Below are 22803 nucleotides of genomic sequence, written 5' to 3' on the forward strand. Positions count from 1 at the left end.
ATTGTCCTCCATAAAGACCGAGATCTAGCTTCGTTCAACAAGATCTATAAGGCGCAAATAGCGTGGATCTGATGTCAGATCAGGTTCGGTTTCCGCAATCAGTGCTAGCACCTTCGGTAACTCGTACGGCGGACGGGTGAGGACCTGAGGTGTAGTTCTGTTCATCAAATCCAGCGTCGCTTCAGGGAATAGAGCGGTGATCGGTTTTTCCTCATTGATCTCTCGGGTGAACCGGTAGAACGGATGGTCATTTGTCTCCACCGACACCAAGAACTTTTTCACCGCGTCGTAGACGGCCGGGAAACTATCGCCGGTGTCATCAAGCAGGCCGATCCATGCCCGCATCGATGCAGAGGTCCTGTATCGGCGCTCTCTCGGCCAGTCCTCGTTGATTAGCGGGATGACGTGTTTGGCCCAGCCGTTCTCATTCTTTTGTCCAACCAGGCCCAACCAGGATATGAACCGGTTTCGGGTATCGTCAGACATCGCTCGAAAGACTGAACGCATTTCGCGTCGTGAAAGACCGCTCGGCTCATTCGGGTGAAACACCCGCATGAAGCCTAGCCATTCAGCGGCTACCGTCGAGAGGTCGCGATCCCAAGAAAATCCTTCGACCCACGGAAAGAAGTTAAGCAGGAGCGGTTTGATGATCTCTGCCAACGGCGGCCGAGGCACTTGCCCGCTACGAAGAAACCCGTTCCATGCGGGTTCCGAAGCTGGATGCTCAAACGCCAACATTGAAATAAGACGTTCCTCAGTCCAGGCGGGATCGACGAACATGAGCCAATTCAGTTGTGCGCTTGCTATCGACACGGCGTGATCCGAGCCCTCACCTGATGCCGCAAAGAGGCGCTCGATACGAGACTTGATGTGGTCTGGGAATTAGTGAACAAGCCTCTTTCTCTCTAGGGACTGCGTGGAAAAGGGCCTTAGCACACATGCCGACGGGGCCGTTGATCGCATGGCCGAATGTGCGCCGGGACTGTTGAATGGCTTTTCCACCTCGCCGGACATCGCCCAAACCGCTCTTCGCTGCATCTGCTCCACCGCTCAGGATGCCATCGACGATGTGATCGTAGACTGCCCAACCGAGATCATCGTCAAACTCAAGGATCGCAACCAGGTTCTTTTCGAGCCATCGGCCCAAGGTATGGCGCAGTTCGGCGACAACTGAATGTGGCAGTCGCGCTACCCGGTTCAGTAATACCCGTCTCAGCCTGGGCGTGATGGCTGCGGGAAGTTCATTGATCATGGACGACCAGAACGCCTCTGGGTGGTCGCCAGCCTTTCCTGCAATCGTCAGCGCAGACAACGCCTTTCGCGGATTGGCTTTTACCAAACCAGTGAAGGGTCGCCTCTCGGTAAAGCTGCCGAAGTCCCGCCTCAGGTCTTCCTTTGCTTTAGATACCACCTCGTCTACGGGAAGGTCCAAGATTGCGTCGGGTTTTTCGTCTATACCGACCCAACCCACGTGAGAGCCCCACTCGATCACCGTCGAGGTCGCCCAACCGTCGCTCCATCCAGGAATACCTCTGATCATCTCGGCAAGGTGTTCACTGCGATCAGCCGTCAGCTCACAACCCTGTAGTTCGAGATACCGGGCGTATCTGGCGGCGAACTCATCCCGTAGCCCTGGGAACTCCTCGTCAGACCAATGGGGAAGCTGATCTGGGCCCGTCAAGATGCGGTCAGTGAGTTGATTCCGGTTCTCCTGAGAAAACTTTCCCCATCGGTCCACTAGTAGGAAAAGAAGCTCTCGAACCACATCGATGTCCCAGAATGTCTCTTGGTCTAGGGACAAGACTTCTTCGGCAACATGAGCGGCCTCGAAGGCACCCGTTTTGCTGAACGCATACAGCTTGAGCTTCCGAAAGAAGAACTGGTCTGTCGCAGGCCAGGTCGTTGCATGTGCATTCGCCAGTACTGGCCACTTGGCCGCCATTCGGTCAAACAGTTGGGTGAACCAAGTCACGACCTCCGCGGCTTTCGTGATGTCCTCTCTCCCATCGACTTCGCGGTCCGGATAGCAGGTCGGTGTCTGGAAGCAAACGGTCTCGATATCCCCCAGTAGCTCTGAGGCAACGGTTAGATGTTGTTCCAGGATGCTAAAGACCTGCGGCAACACATCGTCTGGGACCTCTAGATTTTCGTTGTGCCGTTCAAGGAAAACGACTTCGAACTGACCTGGGTCGCCGAGATGAATCTCCCCCCAGGGCCTCCACGGTGGTCTGGACTGACCCAAGCCAAACGGTGGCTTGATCTCCAATCGCGGCGTCGCAACTCTCTGAAATTCTCGTAGGACACTGGCCGTCCACCCCTCCGCATCGATCCGTTTCTTTAAGTCGAACCATTCATTGTTCCACTGACGATTGCGAGGGTCTCGATGGTATTCGAGGATGAGGTTCCAGATATGACGAGCACGCTCGTTGAGAGCCTTCGAATGCTCCACTTGCCACTCGAACTGTTGCAGCAGTCGCGGATGCAGTCCGTTCTGCCGAATGGCCCACCAAGCCAGCACAGGACTGTCGACGGACTTGCTCGCCCAAGCGACGAGGTGACCAAGCCTTATGGGCGTCGCCTCGAAACCTTCCACCTGTCGCCCGCCCAACCGATGAAACTCATGTGGATTGTCGTCTTCGCTGCGCCAGACTAAAAGATTATCGTTATTGACGCCCTGTCTGCGAGCATCCTCAGGGATATCTTCCAGATCGTCATCAAGCCCATAAGCGATCACAGGGTCGAAGGTCTCCGCGTCGCTGTCGTAGCCACTGCTCCGTTTGCCTGATCGGACATTCGCATCCATCACACATACCCATTCAGGGTGGGGTACCGGAACGGCCTCCGAGAACGATCTTGCCCCCTGTACTGTGCGAAGGACATGCGCAACTTGACCACGCTCATAAGAGGCCAGATTTTTCGGGTCCTGCTGGCTTTTAGCGATTATGGATGCACGCCACCTACGCGGATCGTCGGCCCGGTCAGCCCACGCTTCCATACTCTTCCACAGGTCCGGATGATCGGAATAGGCTATGGATGTAACACCTCGATCACGCCACTTGGCTTCGATCTCTTCAGGAAGCCCACGGTCAAAGGCAAAGAGTCTAGACCGATCATACTGGCCGTCGTGGTTGAGACCCTGAAGAAGATATTTGACTGGTGGATCTTCCGCCTGATAGCCGACTAAAACGACGGTATATCGTTCGAGGAGGTGCCTGATGAAGTTGGTAGCCCATCCTTCAGATAGGTAGGCACGTCCGAAGTCCGCGCTGCTCAGCACGTATGGGTGACTTTCAGAGACTGTGTCCATCAGTCGCCCATGTAGATAGGTGATCCCCTCTATCTTCGATCCGAAGTTCAGGTCGGGAAAAGCAGGCGGCACATGCCGGGCCAGACGCTCTCCCCCTTGCCCTATCTCGAACAATCGGTCGAAGTTCGTCGTGACAATCTGTGGCACGCCGCTCTGGCCCGAAGAAATGCGCTTAATCAGACCGTGCTCACGTCCAAGATCCTTGCTTTCTCGAGGAGCACTCAACCGCTCTGTCACCAGAGCGTTAAGGAAGGTCTGCACAACCCGCTTTTGAAACGTTATTTTTCACATCGAATGCAGCCTCGGCGTTCAGATCTATGTTGGTGAGTTGATTGCCATGGTTTTTCCGCGCGCCGGAGCGCTCCAACCAGACATATGACCTTCATCGGCCCGGTGTTCAAGCTTTGCGCAAAGCTCTGCGCGTCATCCATAAATTGCCCAAAGCAAACAGCGTGGTGATCTGGGCGATGTTCTTCATCAAACCACGATAGCGGGTCTTGAGGTAACCGAACTGCCGCTTGAGGACGCGAAACGGGTGTTCGACCTTGGCCCGAATACCCGCCTTCAGGCGTTCGATCTGATCGTAGATCGCGTCCAACGAGTCGCTCAGATCCAGTTTCCTGCGCTTTGCCGGTCGCATTGCCACATGCCAACGAACCGCGTCAGTCTCACAACGCTTCTCGATACCCTGATAACCGGCGTCCGCATACACGTCCGTTTCTTCACCATGCAGTAACGCTTGGGCTACGGTGATGTCGTGAACATTGGCCGCCGTTCCAATGACCGTATGGACCAGGCCCGAGTCGGCGTCCACGCCGACATGCATTTTCATCCCGAAGTACCAGTTGCCACCTTTCTGCGTGGATTGCATTTCCGGATCGCGCGTGCCGGAGCCATTCTTTGTCGAACTGGGCGCGCCAATCAGGGTAGCGTCGACTGCCGACCCAGCCTTAAGCATCAGGCCTTTCTCCGTCAGGATTTCATTGACCAGCGCCAGCATTTGCACCGCCAGTCCGTGCGTCTCCAGCAGGTGGCGGAACCGGAGAATCGTGCTTTCATCCGGCAAGCGAACCATCGCGCCGTCCAGACCCGCGAACTCGCGATAAAGCGGCACGTCATAGAGTGCCTCTTCCATAGCAGGGTCTGACAGACCGAACCATTGCTGCATGAAATGAATCTGCAGCATCGTTGCAATCGGGAACGGCGGCCGACCGGTTTTGCCCGTGGGATAGTGCGGCTCGATCAGCGCGATCAGCTTCAACCAGGGCACAACGCGTTGCATCTCATCGAGAAATTCCCGCTTGCGCGTGCGCTTCGTTGACAGGTCCAGACCAAGATCAAGCTGCGTCATCACGTTGCCCCTCACCTAATTCGCTCTGTTTCCAGGATAGCTCAGCAGCAAGGCAATGCCAGGACTTTTGCAGATCTTCCTTAACTTCATCCTTACCGTATTCAAGGTGGAGCAGATTAAAGATTTGATCGAGTGGGACATTCGCCGCAGATTGACCGTCCAGCCATGGTCGGAACGCGACCATGATCTCTGAGTCGGCTGGCGGGTCGAAGAATTCTATGACGTACTGAGTGAGGCCGACAAAGGTCGGCATTCCGGATCGCGACGAAACTCCGGCACCACACAGAAACACGACGCGACCAGCATCACAGCGTTCTAGAAGGATATCCGGTATGGAGGGACCATTGGGATCGAATCTCATGAGCTCAATTTATTAATGTTATTCATGGATTCTACTGGCGGATTTGGCGAGAGCACGTGCTTTGATGGTATCCGTCGCTCACGAGTTCTGGCTGACCGGCATTTGACCGTCCGCTGATTGGTATTCAATTTCGCGCCACAAGTCCGCTTCGGGTCCGAACAGAGACCTTCCCCGGAAATCTGCGAAGAGCCCCAAAAAAGCCCCAGCATGTCTGTAGGGGCTCTTATCGATAAACATCCGACTCCGACGGCCAATTTCAACGGGTCAAATGACCTGCCTTCGCGGGTACTGATTCAATGCTTCGACTACTCTCCGATGACTCGCGGCAGCGGAAGCCTACGACACCCGCGTCGCTGGCGCCACACTACGCAGCGTCGTCGCCGTCGCCGGCAGATACTCCGGCACCCAGCGCCGCAGATCGCGCCGCACTTCATCGTCGGCCGGCACGCGATGCTGCATCAGCCACGGCAGCAGATTGTCGATCAGGCTGTCCGGCACCTCGCGCGCCTGTGCGATGCGCAGCTTCGGGTGCGGCGTGCGCGTGGTGGTTTCGTCGTCCGCGAGCAGTTCCTCGTAGAGCTTCTCGCCCGGGCGCAGGCCCGTGAACACGACGCGAATCTGCTCTTCGGTGAAGCCGTACAGCCGGATCAGATCGTGCGCTAGATCGGCGATTCGCACCGGCTTGCCCATGTCGAGAATGAAAATCTCACCGCCACGCCCCATGCTCGACGCCTGCAACACGAGTTGCGACGCCTCGGGAATCGTCATGAAGAAACGCGTGATTTCCGGATGCGTAACCGTCACCGGCCCGCCGCGCGCGATCTGCTCCTGGAACTTCGGAATCACGCTGCCCGCGCTGCCGAGCACGTTGCCGAAGCGCACGGTCTCGAACTGCGTACGCCGCGCCCCCTGCTGCTGCAGCGCCGAGCACGCCATTTCCGCGAGCCGCTTGCTCGCGCCCATCACGTTGGTCGGGTTGACGGCCTTGTCGGTCGAGATCAGCACGAAATGCGCGACGTCGTGGCGGATTGCCGCGCGCGCGACGCGGTACGTGCCGAGTACGTTGTTGCGCACCGCCTGCCACGTGTTGACCTCTTCCATCAACGGTACGTGCTTGTAGGCCGCCGCATGAAACACGATATGCGGACAGTAGCGCGCCATCACCTGATCGAGCAGAAGCGAGTCCTTCACGTCGCCGATGATCGGCACCACCGACACTTCCGGATACTTGTCGCGCAGTTCTTCATTCAGGCGATAGATCGAGAACTCGGAGATGTCGAATGCGACCAGTTGCACGGGACCGAAGCGCAGGATCTGCCGGCACAGCTCCGAGCCGATCGAGCCACCCGCGCCCGTCACCATCACGACGCGGTTTTTCAGCAGCGCGGCGACGTGATCGGTGTCGATCGTCACCGGGTCACGGCCGAGCAGATCTTCGAGATCGATCTGCCGCACGCGCGACAGGAACGCCTGACCTTGCGTGAGCGGCGTGAGCGCGGGCAGCGTCATTGCACGCACGCCGGCGCGCACGCATAGCGTGGCGACGCGTCGCTGGGTGTCGACGGAGGCCGACGGAATTGCAATGATCGCGTGCTCGACGCGCAGCGTCTCGGCCCAGTGGGCCAGATCGCTGATGGGACCGAGCACCTTATGGGCATAGATTTCGCGGCCATGCTTGGCGGGATCATCGTCTAGCAGGCCAACGAGCCGCCATTCGCCCGAGCGGGAAAGCTCGCGGGCAAGAGTGGCGCCCGCGTTGCCCGCGCCGAGAACGATCACAGGCTTGCCTTGGCCGACGAGGCCGCCGTACAGGTAAAACTCTTTGGTCGCGCGATAGAGCGCACGGGCGCCTCCCATCACGAGAAACAACAGGATTGGCGAGACGATGAGGACCGAGCGCGGGACGATGGGAATCGGCTGGATCATCACCGCGGCGACCATGACCACGATCCCGCCCGCGATGACCGCCTTGGAAATGCGCATCAAATCGGGCAGGCTCGCGAAAACCCACATGCCGCGGTACAAGCCGAAGATGCGGAACATCAAACCGTAAACCGGCAGGACCCAGACTAGCGCGTGCAACGCGCCCATCCAGAAATCGTGGGGAATGGGACCGTTGAAACGGATCAGATAGGCGGAAAGCCACGTGCCCACCACTGCGGACAGATCGAACAGGAAGGCGCTGAACGATAGCCATGAGGCTTTGTTTCGAAGCATCGGCGTCACACCTTTGGTTGTTCGGAGGCAATTGATTGAAAGCGACGCCAGCGGCAATCAATGGCGACACCTATCAGCACGAGCACGACAGCCCATGCAATAACGAAGCTCCACTGCACTTGCACAGACCGACCAAGCGTAGAAACGGCAAGTATTATGCCCGCGAGCATTACTACATACCAGTAAAGCGCTGTCCAGGCGTGCCCCATGCCCGAGCGAACCATGCGTTGATAGTAGTGCTCGCGGTGAGCCTGCCAAAATTTTTCTCCTCGGACGAGGCGACGCGCCAGAGTGACCGAAGCGTCGCCGATGAACGGGGCGAAAACCATGGCTGGAAACCAGATCGGCCACGCGCCTTCGCGCCAACCCCAGTAACCGAGGGCGCCCGCCAGGAAACCGAGAGGAATCGAGCCAGCGTCGCCGAGAAAGATGCGCGCCGGGTGAAAATTGAACAGTAGAAAGCCGGCCGCGGCACCCGCTACGGCCGCGCTCGCAAAGCCCAGCTGGGGCACCGGATGCCCGCTTATCAGCGCCGCCACCGCGTAGCCACCGAAACCGAACAATGCCATTCCGCCGGCGAGCCCGTCGGCACCGTCCATGAAATTGTAAAGATTGACGAGCCAGAGCATCAAAAAGGCGAGGCTCGTCAGCATCCACCACGGTACGTCGGCAGGATAGACCGCCACCAGGACGGCTACCGCGGCGAGATGGCCGGCAAACCGAACGCGCGCCGGCAACCCGCGGCGGTCGTCGATCTGGGACATCGCTGCGAGGAAAACAACGGCGCATGCGATCATCCAGAGCGACGAAGCCGTCAGAAGAATAGCGACCACCGCCACCGGAACGACGCCCCAGCCGCCGACGCGCGGCGTCGGACGTAGATGGAGCGAACGCTCGTTCGGAATGTCCGTCGCAAGCCGCCAGGCGAGGCCGGTCGTTAGCAAGAACCAGAGCAGCACCGCGCAGCCTATCGCGGCGGAAATCGCAACCAGCACGGCAGTCGGCAAGGGAAACAACCCGTGATCGGCAGTCAGCATCGATTGCCCTCAATGCGTCGAGCGGTACCAGCGCGCAGTGGCAGCCAGCCCGTCGTCCGTCGAGTACGGCGGTTGCCACCCGAGTTCGTCGCGAATATGTGACGTATCCTGGCGTAGGCTCCCGATCAGTCGCTCCACCTGGGCCTGACGCCCCGTCAGCCGCCCCGCCGCGTGCAGCCAGCTGGCAGGAACCGGTACGAGGCGCGCCGGCTTGCCGAGGTGCCTGCCCAGAGTGCGCGCCAATTCGGCCACGGTCAGGCTGGTGTCGTCGGCAACGTTGAAGCAGCCGCCGGCCGCGCGCGGATCCGTTACGCAATGCTTCAGAGCATCCGCAAGATTCTCTACGTAGACCATGCTCCGTCTGGCCGCGATGACGCCGAGCGGCAGCGGCACGCCCTTGGCGATGGCGTCCATCAGCCGCAGAAAGTTCGCGCGGACTTCGGCGCCATAGACGAGTGGCGGGCGGACCACGACGATTTCGATGCCCGTTTCCGCACCGTAGCGCGTGAGGCTCTGTTCGGCCTCGGCCTTCGAGCGCCCGTAAGCGTCTTGCGGACACGGCGGATCGTCTTCGCGCAACGGGCGCCCCGGATCGATCTCCGCCTGCGCCTTGACGCTACTGACGAACACGAAGCGGCGCGCGCCGTGGCGCTGCGCCGCCCCTGCTACCCGCATCGTCCCGCCCACGTTCATCTGGCGAAACGCTGCATCCGGGTCGGCCGCACTATCGCGCATGACATGGACGCGCGCGGCCAGATGGACAACGCAATCGGGCCGCAAATCCTGCGGCCAGGCGGCCGATACGTCCTTGAAGTTCTCGCTGTCGTGAACCCATTCGCGCACGCCGACCGTGCAACAGCCCGGCTGCCGAACGAGCGCGGTCACGGCGTGGCCTTCGGCGGTCAGCGCGCGGCACAATGAACGTCCGACAAAGCCACTTGCGCCGGTAACTAGCACGCGGCTCATAGCCACCTCCAGCCGAACCGCCTGAAGAACTTGAAAGCAGAGGCGGCGAACATGCGGACATGCGCTGAACCCTTGCGCGAGGCGCCGCCGCCATGGTGCAGCACGCGGACCATGGGCGCATATGCAATACGCGCGAGTTCGTGAGTTCGCAGGCTCAGGTCGTAGTCCTCGAAATAGAGGAAGTAGCGAGGATCGAAGCCGTCGAGTTTCTTCAGCACACTCGTCCGGAACAGCATGAAGCAGCCGCTGACGATGGGTGGATCCCAGACGATGTCGTGCTCGTTGATCAGATCGCGCATTTCGTAGCGCGCAAGCCGCTTTTCGAAGAGACGGTGAATGCTTCGCGGAAGGAAACCGCGGATAAACAGGTCGACCAGGGTCGGATAGCGGCGGCACAAATACTGGATGCGCCCTTCCTGATCGCCAATTCGCGGCGTGATAAGACCCACCTCCCGATTCGCATCGAAAAAATCGAGCGCTGTTGTCAATGCATCGCGCTCGAGATCGATGTCCGGATTCAAAATGAGGTGATACTCGCTCTTGAACCGCTGGATCGCCAGATTGTGGCCTCGCCCATAGCCGACATTGCCGTGATCGCTCAGGATTTCGCAAGCCACGCCTGAGCCGGTCAACGCGCCAATGGCCTGCGATATTTCCGGAAGATCGCCGTTATCCACGATGCATACATTGATCGCGACATCAGGGCGGAACTGGCGCAATTCGCTGCACGCGGCCCCCAAGCTGGCGAGAGTGGAGGACAACAACCGCTCTTCCGGCCTGAATACGACAAGAGAAACGGATAAGCCCCCGTTTTCGGAACGCGGCTCATCTGAAGAAATCATTTTGACAAACCGATGTGTCGTGAAACAATAATTTTAAATTTGAGGGCCGTAAGAGCAGGCATTTTGCTGAAAAACTGCGGATTCGGCAACCGAATTTGCTGTTTGTTACGCTAGTTTCCATGGCATGTCGAGACGCACTAGAAGCAAATGCCGTATTGCGTCCGCACAGCAAATTACCCGGAACATTCTACGAAAGTTGCGCAAAAACAACGAAACAGCAAGTCGAGCCGCTCCAATACGCGGCTCCTCCCATTCGCATGCTGACCGCCCTCGGACTGCCCGAGAGTCGTTGGCGCTGGCGGCAGCGCGTCATGAAGCCTACGCAGAGGCGACTTCTCTTGATCCCGCACGATTGACAAACGGTTGGTGACAAACTGAAAAGTCGACCTATCCACCCGCAAACATGTGTGGCACGCTCGTCACCATGATGATGTTCGAGCATGCTGCTTCCGCTCCGGGCGCCGCAACAATGCGCCTGATATCGGTGTCTTGACCGGACGCGGCGGAACAGGTCAACTAACGCTTGCCTCAAAATCAAGTCACGTATTCGCATGACGGCCTGCGACTTCCTGGCAAGCCGCCCCGAAGCCCTACCGGATTGACAACATTGAACAGCGCACCTGCATTGTCACGGCGACTCTTTACTATCCGCGATTTCAGCGGCGAAGCTCGCATCGAAGTAACGCGCGTGACGAACGTTTGCCTGATACGGCCGATCGCGTTCGAGCGGCTACGTACATGGAATCAGTACTGGACAGGCGAAGAAGCCAAGCGAGATCCAGAGCCGCGTGCACCTTCCCCCACCACCGAATCAACTTGACGTTAATCCAGGCCACGCCCCCTCAGCGTCAAGGGCCCGCTTCAATGACGATGCCGCACCTCCAATCGTTTTTGCGAGCGCGCCAGAATGTGAGAACGATCGGTGGCCACCTAACCGGCCGTACACCATGACCTTGGGGAGATACGGTATCGGGGCGCACCGACATTCCCAATGGGAGCTATCATGTTTAAGCGCATTCAAAAACTCATGGACGCCACGCAAAGCATGGAACACGGTGCACATGCCGCAGCACCTTGGACAAGCATGCATCCGGGGACATTTCGGGCCTCTTTTGCGGAACCGAATTTGACAAATGAGGAGCGACAACTAGTCGAATCGTTCTCAGACTTGTATTATCGAAAAATAGATAACTTTCGCGGTCTTCATACCATCGTCCTCTCATGGATGGGCTACGAAATGTTCAAGTGCCCGCTCGATCTATGGGTTTATCAAGAGTTGATCGTCCGCGAGCGTCCAGATTTAATTGTCGAGGTAGGCACGTACAAAGGCGGTAGTGCACTGTACCTCGCGACCGTATGCGATCTGGCAGGCTTTGGAGAGGTTATCACCATCGACATTGATGCCACACATGATCCGATTCGGCCGCGACATCCTCGGATTACCTATCTGACGGGGGACAGCATCGCCGATGACGTGATCGATAAGGTCGCCAAAGCCGCGGATGGAAAACGCAATATCCTTATCATCTTGGACGGAGATCATCGATGCGAGCACGTCCTTCAGGAATTGCGGCTTTATCAGCGCTTCATTCAACCGGGCGGTTTCCTAGTCGTTGAGGATACCAACATAAACGGTCACCCCACTTATGCGGAATTTGGCCCCGGCCCTTGGGAAGCCGTCGACCTGTTCCTGGCGGAGAACGATCACTTCTATGCCGATCGCTCGTGCGAGCGATTCTTATTGACGATGAATCCACGAGGATTCCTGCGCAGGCGCTGATTTTATCCCAGCACGCCACCCAATAACGATGATGTCTTGGAGATCAGGAAACAGAATGTCGCGACCGTCTTTCTCGATTTTATTACCGAGCCGAAATCGACTCGAACTATTAAAACACGCTGTCGACTCCGTCCTGGCACAGAACGAAAGAAATCTGGAAATCATCATTTCCGACAACGACTCCAGTGAAAATTATATCGATTATGTGCGGACAATTACTTCAGTTCCGGTCCGTTACATTCGCGGAGACTCGCCGATTTCAGTAACCGACAATTGGAACCGTGCGCTCAAAGCGGCGACCGGCGACTACATCGTAATGCTGGGCGACGACGACGCCTTGACGCCAGGTTTCATTCAGAGGATGAGCGATATTATCGAAGCTCATTCGCATCCGGACGTCGTTTACTGCATGGCATATCACTATGCGTACCCCGATGTATTTCCCAATGAGGCAGAGGGCTACCTGTGCACGGTGAACAACAGCAGCCTGTTTGACGATTCCCCCGCCCCCTATGTACTCAATAACCAAAAGGCAAGGCAACTCGGACAGCAGGCTCTTAGATTTCGGCATCTGATAAGTTTCAACGCTCAGCATTATGTCTGGCGGCGCGAATTCGTGCAGCGCAATGGCTCAGAACCAGCTTTTTTCCAATCGCCCTATCCGGATTTCTTCGCCAGTTTCGTGACTTTCTTGACGGCCAAAAAGATAGTTGTCACGCCAACCGCTGAAGTCATTATTGGCATCTCCAAGCGCTCGTTCGGTTTCTTTCACGCAAACGACAGAGAGGAAGAAGGATTCCGCGAATTCTTCGGCGAATCGGTTTCGGAAGCCAGGCTTGCTGCCGGAGACGACGAAATCATCCGCGCATTGCGCCATCCCGGCACTGGCCACTATAGAAACTGGTTGATAGCTGCACTATTCGTGAAGCAACATTTGGCTGATTCCATTGACTTGCGTGTCGATCTTCGTCGTTATCGTCGGATCCAGATATTCGAGCTCGCCCAAAGCAGTGCATATAACAAGACATTGAGCCGACAATTCTTCAGGCAAAAAATGACGGATTTCGATCCACGTGATCTACAGTACGCCGAAAGACTGCTATGGACGTTTGTGATGCTAGATCGCGTCAAGACGCTGCCGCGGCCGATGGTGGTCTACGGAATCAGTGAGTTGTTGAACATCCACCACCCGCCAAAGATATACCATCACGATATCGGTAACCACGTAAACATCGGAGATGCCTTTCGCTGGCTGGAAAAAAACGCCGATTCCATTCTTCAACGCAACGCGCCCCGTTGAGACTCTTTGGATAATGCGAATGACGAAGTGGTCCTCGAAAAAGTCCGATTGTGTCAAACCTTCGCCGAAGCTTGCGTTCCTTCCGGCGTTTCCGAGTTTTCAATCATGACCAGGAAAAATCGCCCCTCGCTTTCGCGGTACAAAGTATTCCTCAGGCTATGTTTCCTGTCGATGGCAGGCGGCCGTCCGCGTCTTGGCGTATTTGCATTGTTCGATTCCGGTTGGTATCGGTCGTCGAACCGCGATGTCCCGCAAAAAGGGCTAAAGCCGCTGTCGCATTTCCTCCGACACGGATTGATGGAGGGCCGCAATCCACACCCTTTGTTCGACTCCGACTGGTACCTCGAGCACAACCCCGACGTCGCATCAGCGGGTCTCAATCCGTTTGTCCATTTCGTCACTTCAGGTGCTCGCGAAAGACGCGATCCGCATCCGTTGTTCGATATCCATTGGTATCTCGAGACCAATGCCGACGTCGCGGCAGCGGGCGTCAACCCGTTGATGCATTTCGTCAGGTCAGGCGCTCGCGAGGGCCGCGATCCTCATCCCTTGTTCGACACAGACTGGTACCTCAAGGGCAACCCGGACCTGGCAGCCTCGGGTGGCAATCCGTTGATCCATTTCCTCACGTCGGGTGCTGGCGAAAGACGCGATCCGCATCCGTTGTTCGACGCCCATTGGTATCTCGAGACCAATCCCGACGTCGCAGCAGCGGGCGACAACCCGTTGCTGCATTTCATCAGGGCTGGCGCTCGCGAGGGACGCGACCCCCACCCCTTGTTTGACATCGACTGGTACCTCAAGACCTATCCCGACGTAGCGACAGCGGGACTCAACCCCTTGATCCATTTCATCACGTCGGGTGCTCGCGAAGGACGCGATCCGCATCCGTTGTTCGACGCCCATTGGTATCTCGAGAGCAATCCCGAAGTCGCGGCAGCGGGCGACAACCCGTTGCTGCATTTCATCAGGGCGGGCGCTCGCGAGGGACGTGACCCCCACCCCTTGTTTGACACTGACTGGTACCTCGAGACCTATCCCGACGTTGCGACAGCGGGACTCAACCCGTTGGTCCATTTCATCACGTCAGGCGCTCGCGAAGGACGAAGCCCACATCCGTTGTTCAACAGCGCCTGGTACCTGGAAACCAATCCGGACGTCGCCGATGCCCAGTTCAACCCGCTAGTTCACTTCCTATGGTCCGGTGCGTCCGAAGGCCGCGCTCCAAGTCCCGACTTCGATACGAAATGGTACGTTTCGCAATATCCGGACGTAGCCGCGGCAGGAATCAATCCGCTGGTGCACTATGTTCTCCACGGGATCCGCGAAGGACGACTGCCGCATGGAAAAGTCGAGGCAGTACAGCAACTAGATGCAGCGATCAAGCTGTATGAGGAAACGGGGGACCTGACCGCCGAGACGATTCTTCGTCTGCGTCGCGATAACACGGGCACTGTTGCGTTGGGCTTTCTGCTGCCTAATCAACCACTCAGCGTGTTCGTCGATCCGAGCCTGAGTTCGACTCCTACCCTGAGGATCCTGCTGCCATCCCTTAAGGTGCAACACGCCACCGGCGGCCCCAACACGGCATATATCCTGGGCATGTTACTCGCCAACGCGGGCATCCCGGTCCATTTCGTATCGACTGACTTACCTCTCGATGACGATCTCGACGGAATCAAGTCGCACCTTCATCGGTTGACTGGCCTCCAGGCGGACATTCTGGACGTCCAGTTTTTCAATGGCAGTGACCGGACGAAGCCGTTGGCCCTCGGCTATAACGATGTGCTGCTGGCCACCGCGTGGTGGACCGCGCAGACCGCGAAATCAGCGACAAACATACTTCGCTGCAAGCGCATTTACTATCTGGTGCAAGACTACGAGACGCTCTTCTATGGCGCCAACGAGAACTTCGCAGATGCCGAAGCCTCGTACAGTTTCGATCATGTCCCCATCGTCAACACCAGTCTTCTGCGTGATCATTTGGTTAGTCGAGGGGTAGGCCGCTACTCGAATGCCGACTTCAGCCGGCAAGCCATCGTATTTGAGCCCGCGATTGACCGATCGTATTTCCATCCTGAGAACCGTAACACTCAGTCGCCTCGCCGCCTGCTCTTCTACGCGCGACCTACAGTCGCAAAGCGGAATCTCTTCGGGCTTGGCGTTGCTGTTCTATGTGCGGCCGTCGAGAAAGGTCTTTTCGGTGACGGTGGCTGGGAGTTCATCGGAATGGGAGAACCGTTTGATCCGATCCCCCTTGGCCGTGGCTATACGCTCACGCCAGCCAGCTGGCTCGGCTTTGAAGCATACGCAGAACAGATGCGGGGAACGGACATTCTCCTATCCTCGATGCTCTCGCCGCATCCAAGCTATCCACCGCTCGAAATGGCCGCATGTGGAGGACTGGCGGTCACCACTGTGTTTGGAAGCAAGACGGCAGCGCGCCTCGTGGCACTCTCGCCCAATCTGATCGGTGCAGAACCAGAAATCGGCGACATGCTTCTGGCTCTCGCGCGCGCGCGGGCGCTGAGCGACGATCGTGGTCGCCGGCAAACAGCGCCACAACTGGGTTTGCCGCGCAGCTGGTCCGAAAGCCTTTCGCCTGCAGTGGAAGCCCTGGTCACGGAATTGCACCGTGATGGCGTGTCACGCCGCGAAACGCTTCCGAAACTCGCACCTCCCGTTTCCGTGGTTTGTGCAAACGACTTCATCGACAACAAACCCAACTTCTATCGTCGGCGGGCGCAAGTGCGTCGCAAACGGTATGTCGAAGGTAACACCCCGCGCCTCCTTAGTCTGGTCACGACTGTCTATGATACTGACCCGTCGTTTGTCACCGACCTTGCCCACACTGTCTTCGGTCAAGATACGACAACCGACTTCGAATGGCTGATACTGGACAACGGCTCGAGGAGGTCTGAAACGTGGGAAGTCCTGAACGAAATCGCTCGGGATCGCCGGGTACGCCTTGGACGTGTGGAACACAATCTGGGCATAGTCGGCGGCATGCGCTGGTGTCTCGAGCGGGCGCAAGGCCGCTATATTGTTCCGGTCGACAGCGACGACCTGTTGTTCCCCGATTGCGTGCGGACAGCTACGAGCTTCCTGGAGCAAGCAGGAATGCCGCGAGTCGCATATACCGATGAAGACAAGACCGACGGACACAAGCATCGTGATGCTTATCTGAAGCCGGACTGGGATCCCGTTCTGTTCGTCCATTCGTGTTACATCGCCCATCTGACCGTAATCGATCGAAAGACAGCACTCGAACTCGGCTGCTACTCAGATCCGGCCACCGAGGGATGCCACGATTGGGATACGTTCATACGGTTCCTCAACGCCGGATATGAGCCCGCTCATATCCCAGAGGTGCTTTATTCGTGGCGCATGCATGCTGCTTCGACGTCGGGCAATTACCGCGCCAAACCTTATATCTACGCGTCTCACAAGGCCGCGCTCGAGCGCTTCCTCGACGCACGCGGCAAGCTCGACAAATATGAGGTCGCGCTTTCACCGCTTTTCGACGGCACGCCAGACTACCGTTTCAAGCAACGCCACGCTTGCGCCGACGGTTCTCAGAACGCGAGGCGCGTCAGCGATATTCAAGGCCTCATCGCTACCATAATGCTCGAGCAACGCGTGTCGCGCGACGGCCTTCGCACTGCAATCGGTCAGGTTGACGCAGGCGTACGGTACATCCACTTGCAAAGTCGCGCATGTGAACTCACCGAAGATGACTTTGCAGACGAAGTGCTCATGCATTTCGATCTTTTCCCAGATTCCGCGATCGTTGGCGGCCGCATTCACGATGGCGAAGTGCTTCGTGAAGGGGGATATGTATTCGGCTATGGTGGTTCAATTGGCTGCCCTGAAAGTGGCAACTCGCTCAGCAACTCCGGATACTTCGCGCAAAGCTGGAAGCCACGTTCGGTCGCGGCTGTGTCTGCACGCCACAGTGTGGTGAGTCGGGAGTTCCTCATCGAAAACCTCGACAAATTGCCAGCAGAAATCAGCTTGACGATGCTCGGTCCGTGGCTCGGCGCTCTTGCGTGTATTGTCGGGCGGCGGGTGATCTATACGCCACTGACTGGTGTGAAAGCGGGAGCCGGCGAGGAAATCGCACCATCGCGGGAGGAACTGGCTGAATTCACCGAAGTGTTCAGCAGGCTGATGCGAAATCCGGTCGGATACGCTCGCCACCTGGATCGCAGCGGACAGCGCGCCTATCAGCCTGAGGAAGCCGGCGCGCCGCTGATTCGCTTGCCCCACGCGGTTTCTTTTCCACAGCACATCGAACAGCGCTTTGCAGCACTAGCTCCTCGTCTTATGGACGATATGCCCATGATATCGGTATTGACGACCGTGTACGAACGTACCGATACGAAGCTGTTCTGTGCAACTGCGGAAGCCATGCGCGCACAACGTCACAGAGCGTCCGAGTGGATCGTCCTGGCGCATGGTCCGATACCGGCCGATCTCGACAAGGCGCTAGCGGCCTTCGAGGAAGAAGGGCTGCTTCGAACACTGCGCCACGAAGTGAATCTCGGCATTCATGGCGGGCTACGCGTTTGTCTCGAAAACGCAACTGGTGACTTCGCGATCTCGATGGATGCCGACGATCTCTTGACGCCGGATGCCCTTGCCATACTGGCCGACGCTGCGAAGAGCAATCCCGACCGGGTCATTTTCTATTCCGACGAAGATCTGCTAATCGGAGATGCGTTGGATCATCCCTACTATCGGCCAGACTTCGACCCCGTACTGTTGTTCGCCCAATCGTACATATGGCACACGATACTGTTCCATCGGCAATTGGCACTCACGCTAGGCGTGTTCACATCGGGTGATGCAGAGTACGCGCAAGATTGGGACATTCTTGTCCGCTTTGTCGAAAGCGGTCATGACCCGATGCATATTCGAGAAGTTCTATACCACTGGCGCCAGCATCCGCGCTCGCTCTCAAACAGTGGCAGCTCTTTCTCGGGAAGCGCAATGTCCATCCAGGCAGTGCTTCGCGGCATCGCGCAGCGCCGTCGTCCGGATCTTTACGAGGTTACGCCGTATCCATTCGATCTCGGCATTCAAGACTTCTATCTTAAGCGCTTGCAGAAGGAACCTCCGTCGATAGACCTCATATCGCTCGGCGTTGATGCACGCGGACCTGAGCAGTTTCCATTCGCTGCGCGTCAAATTGCCCCGCCATCGAGGGGCGTGCAAGGAATCGCCGTTTTGCTCGATCTTCTGGAACATTCCGAGAGCGAATTTTCGATGCTTGTTGGGCCGTCGGCCACGGCAATCGAGAATCAAGCGATATGGGACTCTCTGAAGCACTTCGAGCTGGTGAGCAAGGTTGTCGCCGTTACGGGTCCGCTCATCGACACATCGGGAAGAGTCCTGCGGGGCGCGTTGGTGTCAACTGAAAGCGGACAACTCTGCGACACGATCGCGGGCCGTGCGATGAGCGATCCCTGCGCCGGTTCCCTGGGACTCAAACCGCATTGCGTGGATGGAGTATCCCCTGACCTTCTGATTGCACGTCGCACGTTCCTGGTCGATGCACTCAAAGCAGCTCCTGCGAATCTCGCGACGCGAAGTTTGGGCGCATGGCTCGGAAGCTTCGCCGCCGGTACCGGACGACTCGTGGTCTACGAACCTCTACTGAGGGCCTTTGTGAAGAACGAGAACGGTCTGATCGGCGACGGGCTAAGCGGCCTGCAAACGACCTGGAGTCACTTGCTGGCGTCACGCTCGCCCAGCAATGTGCCGATCCGCGGCCTCGCCGGATTTGTCCGGCATAACGATATACATGAGTAGCCGTTCCACAGGTCACGAAACATTACTGTCAGTAAGGCTCCCCCATGCGCGGAGCGCTCGCTTTTCAAAAAAGAATCGGCCGCGTACACTCTGCTTGCTTTCTGAGCATTCCTGGTCGTCCAATACAACCCGAAACAGTTACTGCTGCATTCCATGCCATCTATGAAAGCCGTAATTCTTGCCGGCGGGTTTGGTACCCGAATCAGTGAAGAGTCCCACCTGAAGCCCAAGCCGATGATCGAGATCGGCGGCAAGCCGATTCTGTGGCACATCATGAAGATCTACTCGCACTACGGGATCAACGACTTTGTGATTTGCCTCGGATATAAGGGTTACGTCATCAAGGAATACTTTGCAAACTATTTCTTGCACACGTCCGACGTCACGTTCGACATGAGCAAGCAAAACGGCATGGAAGTACATCAGCGGTACGCCGAGCCCTGGCGAGTCACGTTGATCGATACCGGGCCGGCGACGATGACGGGCGGCCGCCTAAAAAGAGTTCGTGACTATGTCGGTGGCGAAACGTTTTGTTTTACTTATGGCGACGGTGTCGCTGACATTGACGTGCACCGTCTCGTCGCGTTTCACCAACGACACGGCAAGCTGGCGACGATAACGGCGATTCAACCGCCGGGTCGCTACGGCGCACTGCATACCCACGACGATGCCGTCTTGAACTTCCAGGAAAAGCCCGCCGGCGACGGCGCGTGGATCAATGGCGGCTTCTTTGTCCTGGAGCCCGAGATCTTCGACTACATTGACGGCGACGATACGAGTTGGGAGGCCACGCCCCTGCCCAAGCTCGCAGCCGAACGACAACTCATGTCGTACCGTCACCGCGGCTTCTGGCAGGCAATGGATACGCTGCGCGACAAGAACCATCTGGAAGAATTGTGGCGGACTACTCCTCCGTGGCGGGTCTGGTCGTGAATCTGTTCAGTGGCGCCTACCTCAATCGCCGGGTACTCCTGACCGGTCACACAGGCTTCAAAGGAAGTTGGCTCGCGCTTTGGCTGACGAAGCTTGGGGCACACGTCACTGGCGCATCGCTTGCGCCGGCGACTACGCCTAATCATTGGGATCTGCTAAAGCTCGATGTCATTGACCATCGGATCGACATACGCGATCCAGATGCAGTCGCACGCGTCGTCGAGGAAACGCAGCCTGAGATCGTGTTTCACCTCGCAGCCCAAGCCCTCGTGCGCCGTTCTTATACCGCCCCCGTCGAAACCTGGGCAACCAATGTGATGGGAACGTGCCACGTGCTCGAAGCATGTCGCACAACATCGAGTGTGAAAGCCATCGTCGTCGTCACTACGGACAAGTGTTACGAAAACAATGAGTGGGTTTGGGGTTATCGCGAGTGTGATCGACTGGGTGGCCACGACCCCTACAGCGCATCCAAGGCCGCGACGGAGCTCGTCGTGGCCAGCTACCGTGCGTCGCTCATGCCGAAGGCCAACGCGCCGCTCGTCGCGACAGCACGTGCAGGCAACGTTATCGGCGGCGGCGACTGGTCAGAGGACCGGCTAATACCCGATCTCGTCCGTGCTCTGGCCAACGGCACCTCTTTGGAAATACGCTCGCCGAATGCAACACGGCCGTGGCAGCATGTGCTTGAATCGTTGAGCGGGTATTTGCTTCTCGGTGAGCAACTGCTGACAGAACAGAATCGCTTTGCAGAAGCCTGGAACCTCGGTCCGGACTCCCATGGCAATCGTTCAGTCTCCGATGTGCTGCGGCGCATTTCAGAGTCGTGGCCCGAGATCAAATGGCACATGACGACGCAGAGTCATCCGCATGAGGCGCGTTTGCTATCGCTCGATAGCACGAAGGCGCGCACGTTGCTTGGCTGGCAACCCGTGTGGGGCATCGACGACGCATTGAGGCACACATCCGACTGGTATCGGACATGGCTCGCGTCCGGCGACGTCGTTAGTGCGCGCCAACTCGACCAATATGTTGAGGATGCCGCAGCTATCGGCACACTGTGGTGTGGAGCATGAACGTTACGCCTACTGCCATTGCCGGCGTGATGGTTGCACACGCCACGCCCTTTGCCGATCATCGCGGGATTTTTCAAAGAGTTTTCTGTGACAAAGAGCTCGGATCGATAATCGGCGGACGCCACATTACACAGATCAATCACTCCAGGACAATGCGCGCGGGTGCGGTACGAGGCATGCATTTCCAGCGCGCACCACACGCGGAAATGAAACTGGTTCGCTGCCTTCGCGGCAAGGTCTGGGATGTTGCCATCGATCTGCGGGCCGACTCGCCAACCTTTCTGCAATGGCACGCAGAGGAGCTTTCGTTTGATAACGGAAGAATGCTTGTCATTCCGGAGGGATGCGCGCACGGGTTTCAAGTTATCGAGCCTGAAAGCGAGTTGCTATATCTTCATACGGCGTCGTATGAGCCCTCCGCAGAAGGTGGCATACGACACGATGATCCAGCGCTGCGCATCACATGGCCGCTGGCGGTCGCCGAGGTCTCTCAACGAGATCAATTACACCCACTTATAACGCCGCAGTTTCGCGGAATAACTGTATGAACTGCCGACACTGTCAAAGCGCCCTGGAACACGTCTTTCTCGACTTGGGTTTCGCACCGCCATCCAATGCCTATCTGAGAGCAAGCGACCTGAAGGCACCGGAGACGTACTTCCCGCTCAAGCTTTTTGTCTGCCAACATTGCTGGCTTGTTCAAACCGAGGACTATGCTCGCGCGCATGAACTATTCAACTCGGACTACGCGTATTTCTCGTCGGTCTCCCAGAGTTGGCTAGCGCATGCGAAAACCTACTCCGAAATGGTGACTCAGCGTTTCGGCCTCGGACGGGACAGTCTTGTGATCGAAATAGCATCGAACGATGGCTATTTGCTCAAGAATTTCGTTGAATTGAGTATTCCCTGTTTGGGTATCGAACCGACTGCAAGCACGGCAGAAGTAGCTCAACGTCTCGGCATTCCGGTGCTGCGTGAGTTTTTTGGTCAAGCACTCGCAGAGAAACTCGCCGCAGAAAGCAAACAAGCGGACATCATCGCAGGTAATAATGTTTTCGCGCATGTTCCCGACATCAATGACTTCACCGCGGGTTTGAAAGCAGCGCTGAAGCCACATGGCACGATCACACTGGAGTTCCCGCATTTGATGCGATTGATCGAGCATGTCCAGTTCGACACTGTGTACCACGAACACTTCTCCTATCTGTCGCTTCAAACCGTAGTGAAGATCTTTGCCCGCGCAGGCCTGCGCGTGTGGCAAGTGGATGAGCTTTCGACGCATGGCGGCAGCCTCCGCGTGTACGGGTGCCACCACGATGATAAACGCGAAAATCATCCGTCGGTAGCCAGAGTGCTGGACGAAGAGGCTAAGTTTGGACTCGCGGAGCTTTCGACATATATCAACTTCCAGTCGCGAGCCGATCAGGTCAAGAATGACCTGCTCAAGTTTCTGCTCGAACAGAAAGCACTCGGGAAAAAAGTTGCTGCGTATGGTGCGGCCGCCAAGGGCAACACGCTTCTCAACTATGCTGGGGTGAAGCCGGATCTGCTGTCGTATGTATGCGATGCGGCGCCGTCGAAACAAGGGAAGTATCTGCCAGGAAGCCACATCCCCATTCTTCCGACAGACGCACTCCGCGAACACCGTCCGGATATCGTTCTCGTACTGCCTTGGAACATTCTCCACGAGATCACCGATCAGCACGCCTACATAAGAGAATGGGGGGGGCGATTTGCCGCCGCCGTGCCGGCGATGCGCGTTTCCTGATACCGGCGAACCGAGCTACCACATCCCGCGCCGCCGGATGCCTCGTCCGTC

General features: G+C 57.4%; 15 protein-coding genes. 7 read left to right on the top strand and 8 right to left on the bottom strand.

Annotated features, from left to right (window positions below; translation table 11 throughout):
• Positions 1 to 24 precede the first annotated feature (24 nt).
• The 8 genes from OKW44_RS23835 to OKW44_RS23870 all read right to left on the bottom strand — a co-directional run bounded on the left by OKW44_RS23835 (position 25) and on the right by OKW44_RS23870 (position 10081).
• Entirely contained in the window at positions 25 to 780 is a 756-nt protein-coding gene (locus tag OKW44_RS23835; protein ID WP_429411533.1) for a hypothetical protein, read from the bottom strand.
• Between the two features lie 49 nt (positions 781 to 829).
• Positions 830 to 3568, bottom strand: a complete 2739-nt coding sequence (locus OKW44_RS23840; protein WP_429411536.1) for an SIR2 family protein — start codon at positions 3566 to 3568, stop codon at positions 830 to 832.
• Between the two features lie 136 nt (positions 3569 to 3704).
• On the bottom strand, positions 3705 to 4658 hold the full coding sequence (locus OKW44_RS23845; RefSeq protein WP_018419628.1) for an IS5 family transposase: 954 nt from the start codon (positions 4656 to 4658) through the stop codon (positions 3705 to 3707).
• Positions 4645 to 5019, bottom strand: a complete 375-nt coding sequence (locus OKW44_RS23850) for a hypothetical protein (protein WP_162633928.1) — start codon at positions 5017 to 5019, stop codon at positions 4645 to 4647. The genes OKW44_RS23845 and OKW44_RS23850 overlap by 14 nt, the downstream gene beginning before the upstream one ends.
• 336 nt (positions 5020 to 5355) lie before the next feature.
• The gene (locus OKW44_RS23855) at positions 5356 to 7236 is read right to left on the bottom strand and encodes a polysaccharide biosynthesis protein (protein ID WP_026225634.1); all 1881 of its coding nucleotides are present in this window, start codon (positions 7234 to 7236) and stop codon (positions 5356 to 5358) included.
• 5 nt (positions 7237 to 7241) lie between these two features.
• Positions 7242 to 8273, bottom strand: a complete 1032-nt coding sequence (locus OKW44_RS23860) for an MraY family glycosyltransferase (RefSeq protein ID WP_018419625.1) — start codon at positions 8271 to 8273, stop codon at positions 7242 to 7244.
• A gap of 9 nt (positions 8274 to 8282) precedes the next feature.
• Positions 8283 to 9239 carry a UDP-glucose 4-epimerase family protein gene (locus tag OKW44_RS23865; protein WP_018419624.1) on the bottom strand — a complete coding sequence of 319 codons (957 nt, stop codon included), beginning with the start codon at positions 9237 to 9239 and terminating at the stop codon, positions 8283 to 8285.
• The gene (locus OKW44_RS23870) at positions 9236 to 10081 is read right to left on the bottom strand and encodes a glycosyltransferase family 2 protein (RefSeq protein WP_026225633.1); all 846 of its coding nucleotides are present in this window, start codon (positions 10079 to 10081) and stop codon (positions 9236 to 9238) included. The genes OKW44_RS23865 and OKW44_RS23870 overlap by 4 nt, the downstream gene beginning before the upstream one ends.
• A gap of 1003 nt (positions 10082 to 11084) precedes the next feature.
• Between OKW44_RS23870 and OKW44_RS23875 the strand changes: the two genes are divergently transcribed.
• The 7 genes from OKW44_RS23875 (at position 11085) to OKW44_RS23905 (ending at position 22752) form a co-directional block, all read left to right on the top strand.
• A complete protein-coding gene (locus OKW44_RS23875) occupies positions 11085 to 11861 on the top strand; it encodes a CmcI family methyltransferase (protein WP_162633927.1) in 777 nt (258 codons plus the stop codon).
• A gap of 55 nt (positions 11862 to 11916) precedes the next feature.
• On the top strand, positions 11917 to 13161 hold the full coding sequence (locus OKW44_RS23880; protein WP_018419621.1) for a glycosyltransferase family 2 protein: 1245 nt from the start codon (positions 11917 to 11919) through the stop codon (positions 13159 to 13161).
• Positions 13162 to 13167: 6 nt separating this feature from the next.
• The gene (locus OKW44_RS23885) at positions 13168 to 18975 is read left to right on the top strand and encodes a rhamnosyltransferase WsaF family glycosyltransferase (RefSeq protein ID WP_162633926.1); all 5808 of its coding nucleotides are present in this window, start codon (positions 13168 to 13170) and stop codon (positions 18973 to 18975) included.
• 162 nt (positions 18976 to 19137) lie between these two features.
• The gene (gene rfbF, locus OKW44_RS23890) at positions 19138 to 19908 is read left to right on the top strand and encodes a glucose-1-phosphate cytidylyltransferase (RefSeq protein WP_026225631.1); all 771 of its coding nucleotides are present in this window, start codon (positions 19138 to 19140) and stop codon (positions 19906 to 19908) included.
• The gene (gene rfbG, locus OKW44_RS23895) at positions 19905 to 20984 is read left to right on the top strand and encodes a CDP-glucose 4,6-dehydratase (protein ID WP_026225630.1); all 1080 of its coding nucleotides are present in this window, start codon (positions 19905 to 19907) and stop codon (positions 20982 to 20984) included. Before rfbF ends, rfbG begins: the two co-directional genes overlap by 4 nt.
• Positions 20981 to 21532 carry a dTDP-4-dehydrorhamnose 3,5-epimerase family protein gene (locus tag OKW44_RS23900; RefSeq protein WP_018419617.1) on the top strand — a complete coding sequence of 184 codons (552 nt, stop codon included), beginning with the start codon at positions 20981 to 20983 and terminating at the stop codon, positions 21530 to 21532. Before rfbG ends, OKW44_RS23900 begins: the two co-directional genes overlap by 4 nt.
• A complete protein-coding gene (locus tag OKW44_RS23905; protein ID WP_018419616.1) occupies positions 21529 to 22752 on the top strand; it encodes a class I SAM-dependent methyltransferase in 1224 nt (407 codons plus the stop codon). Before OKW44_RS23900 ends, OKW44_RS23905 begins: the two co-directional genes overlap by 4 nt.
• Positions 22753 to 22803: the final 51 nt, after the last annotated feature.

It is taken from the genome of Paraburkholderia lebeckiae (genome assembly GCF_050436325.1).
Classification (GTDB): Bacteria; Pseudomonadota; Gammaproteobacteria; order Burkholderiales; family Burkholderiaceae; genus Paraburkholderia; species Paraburkholderia tuberum.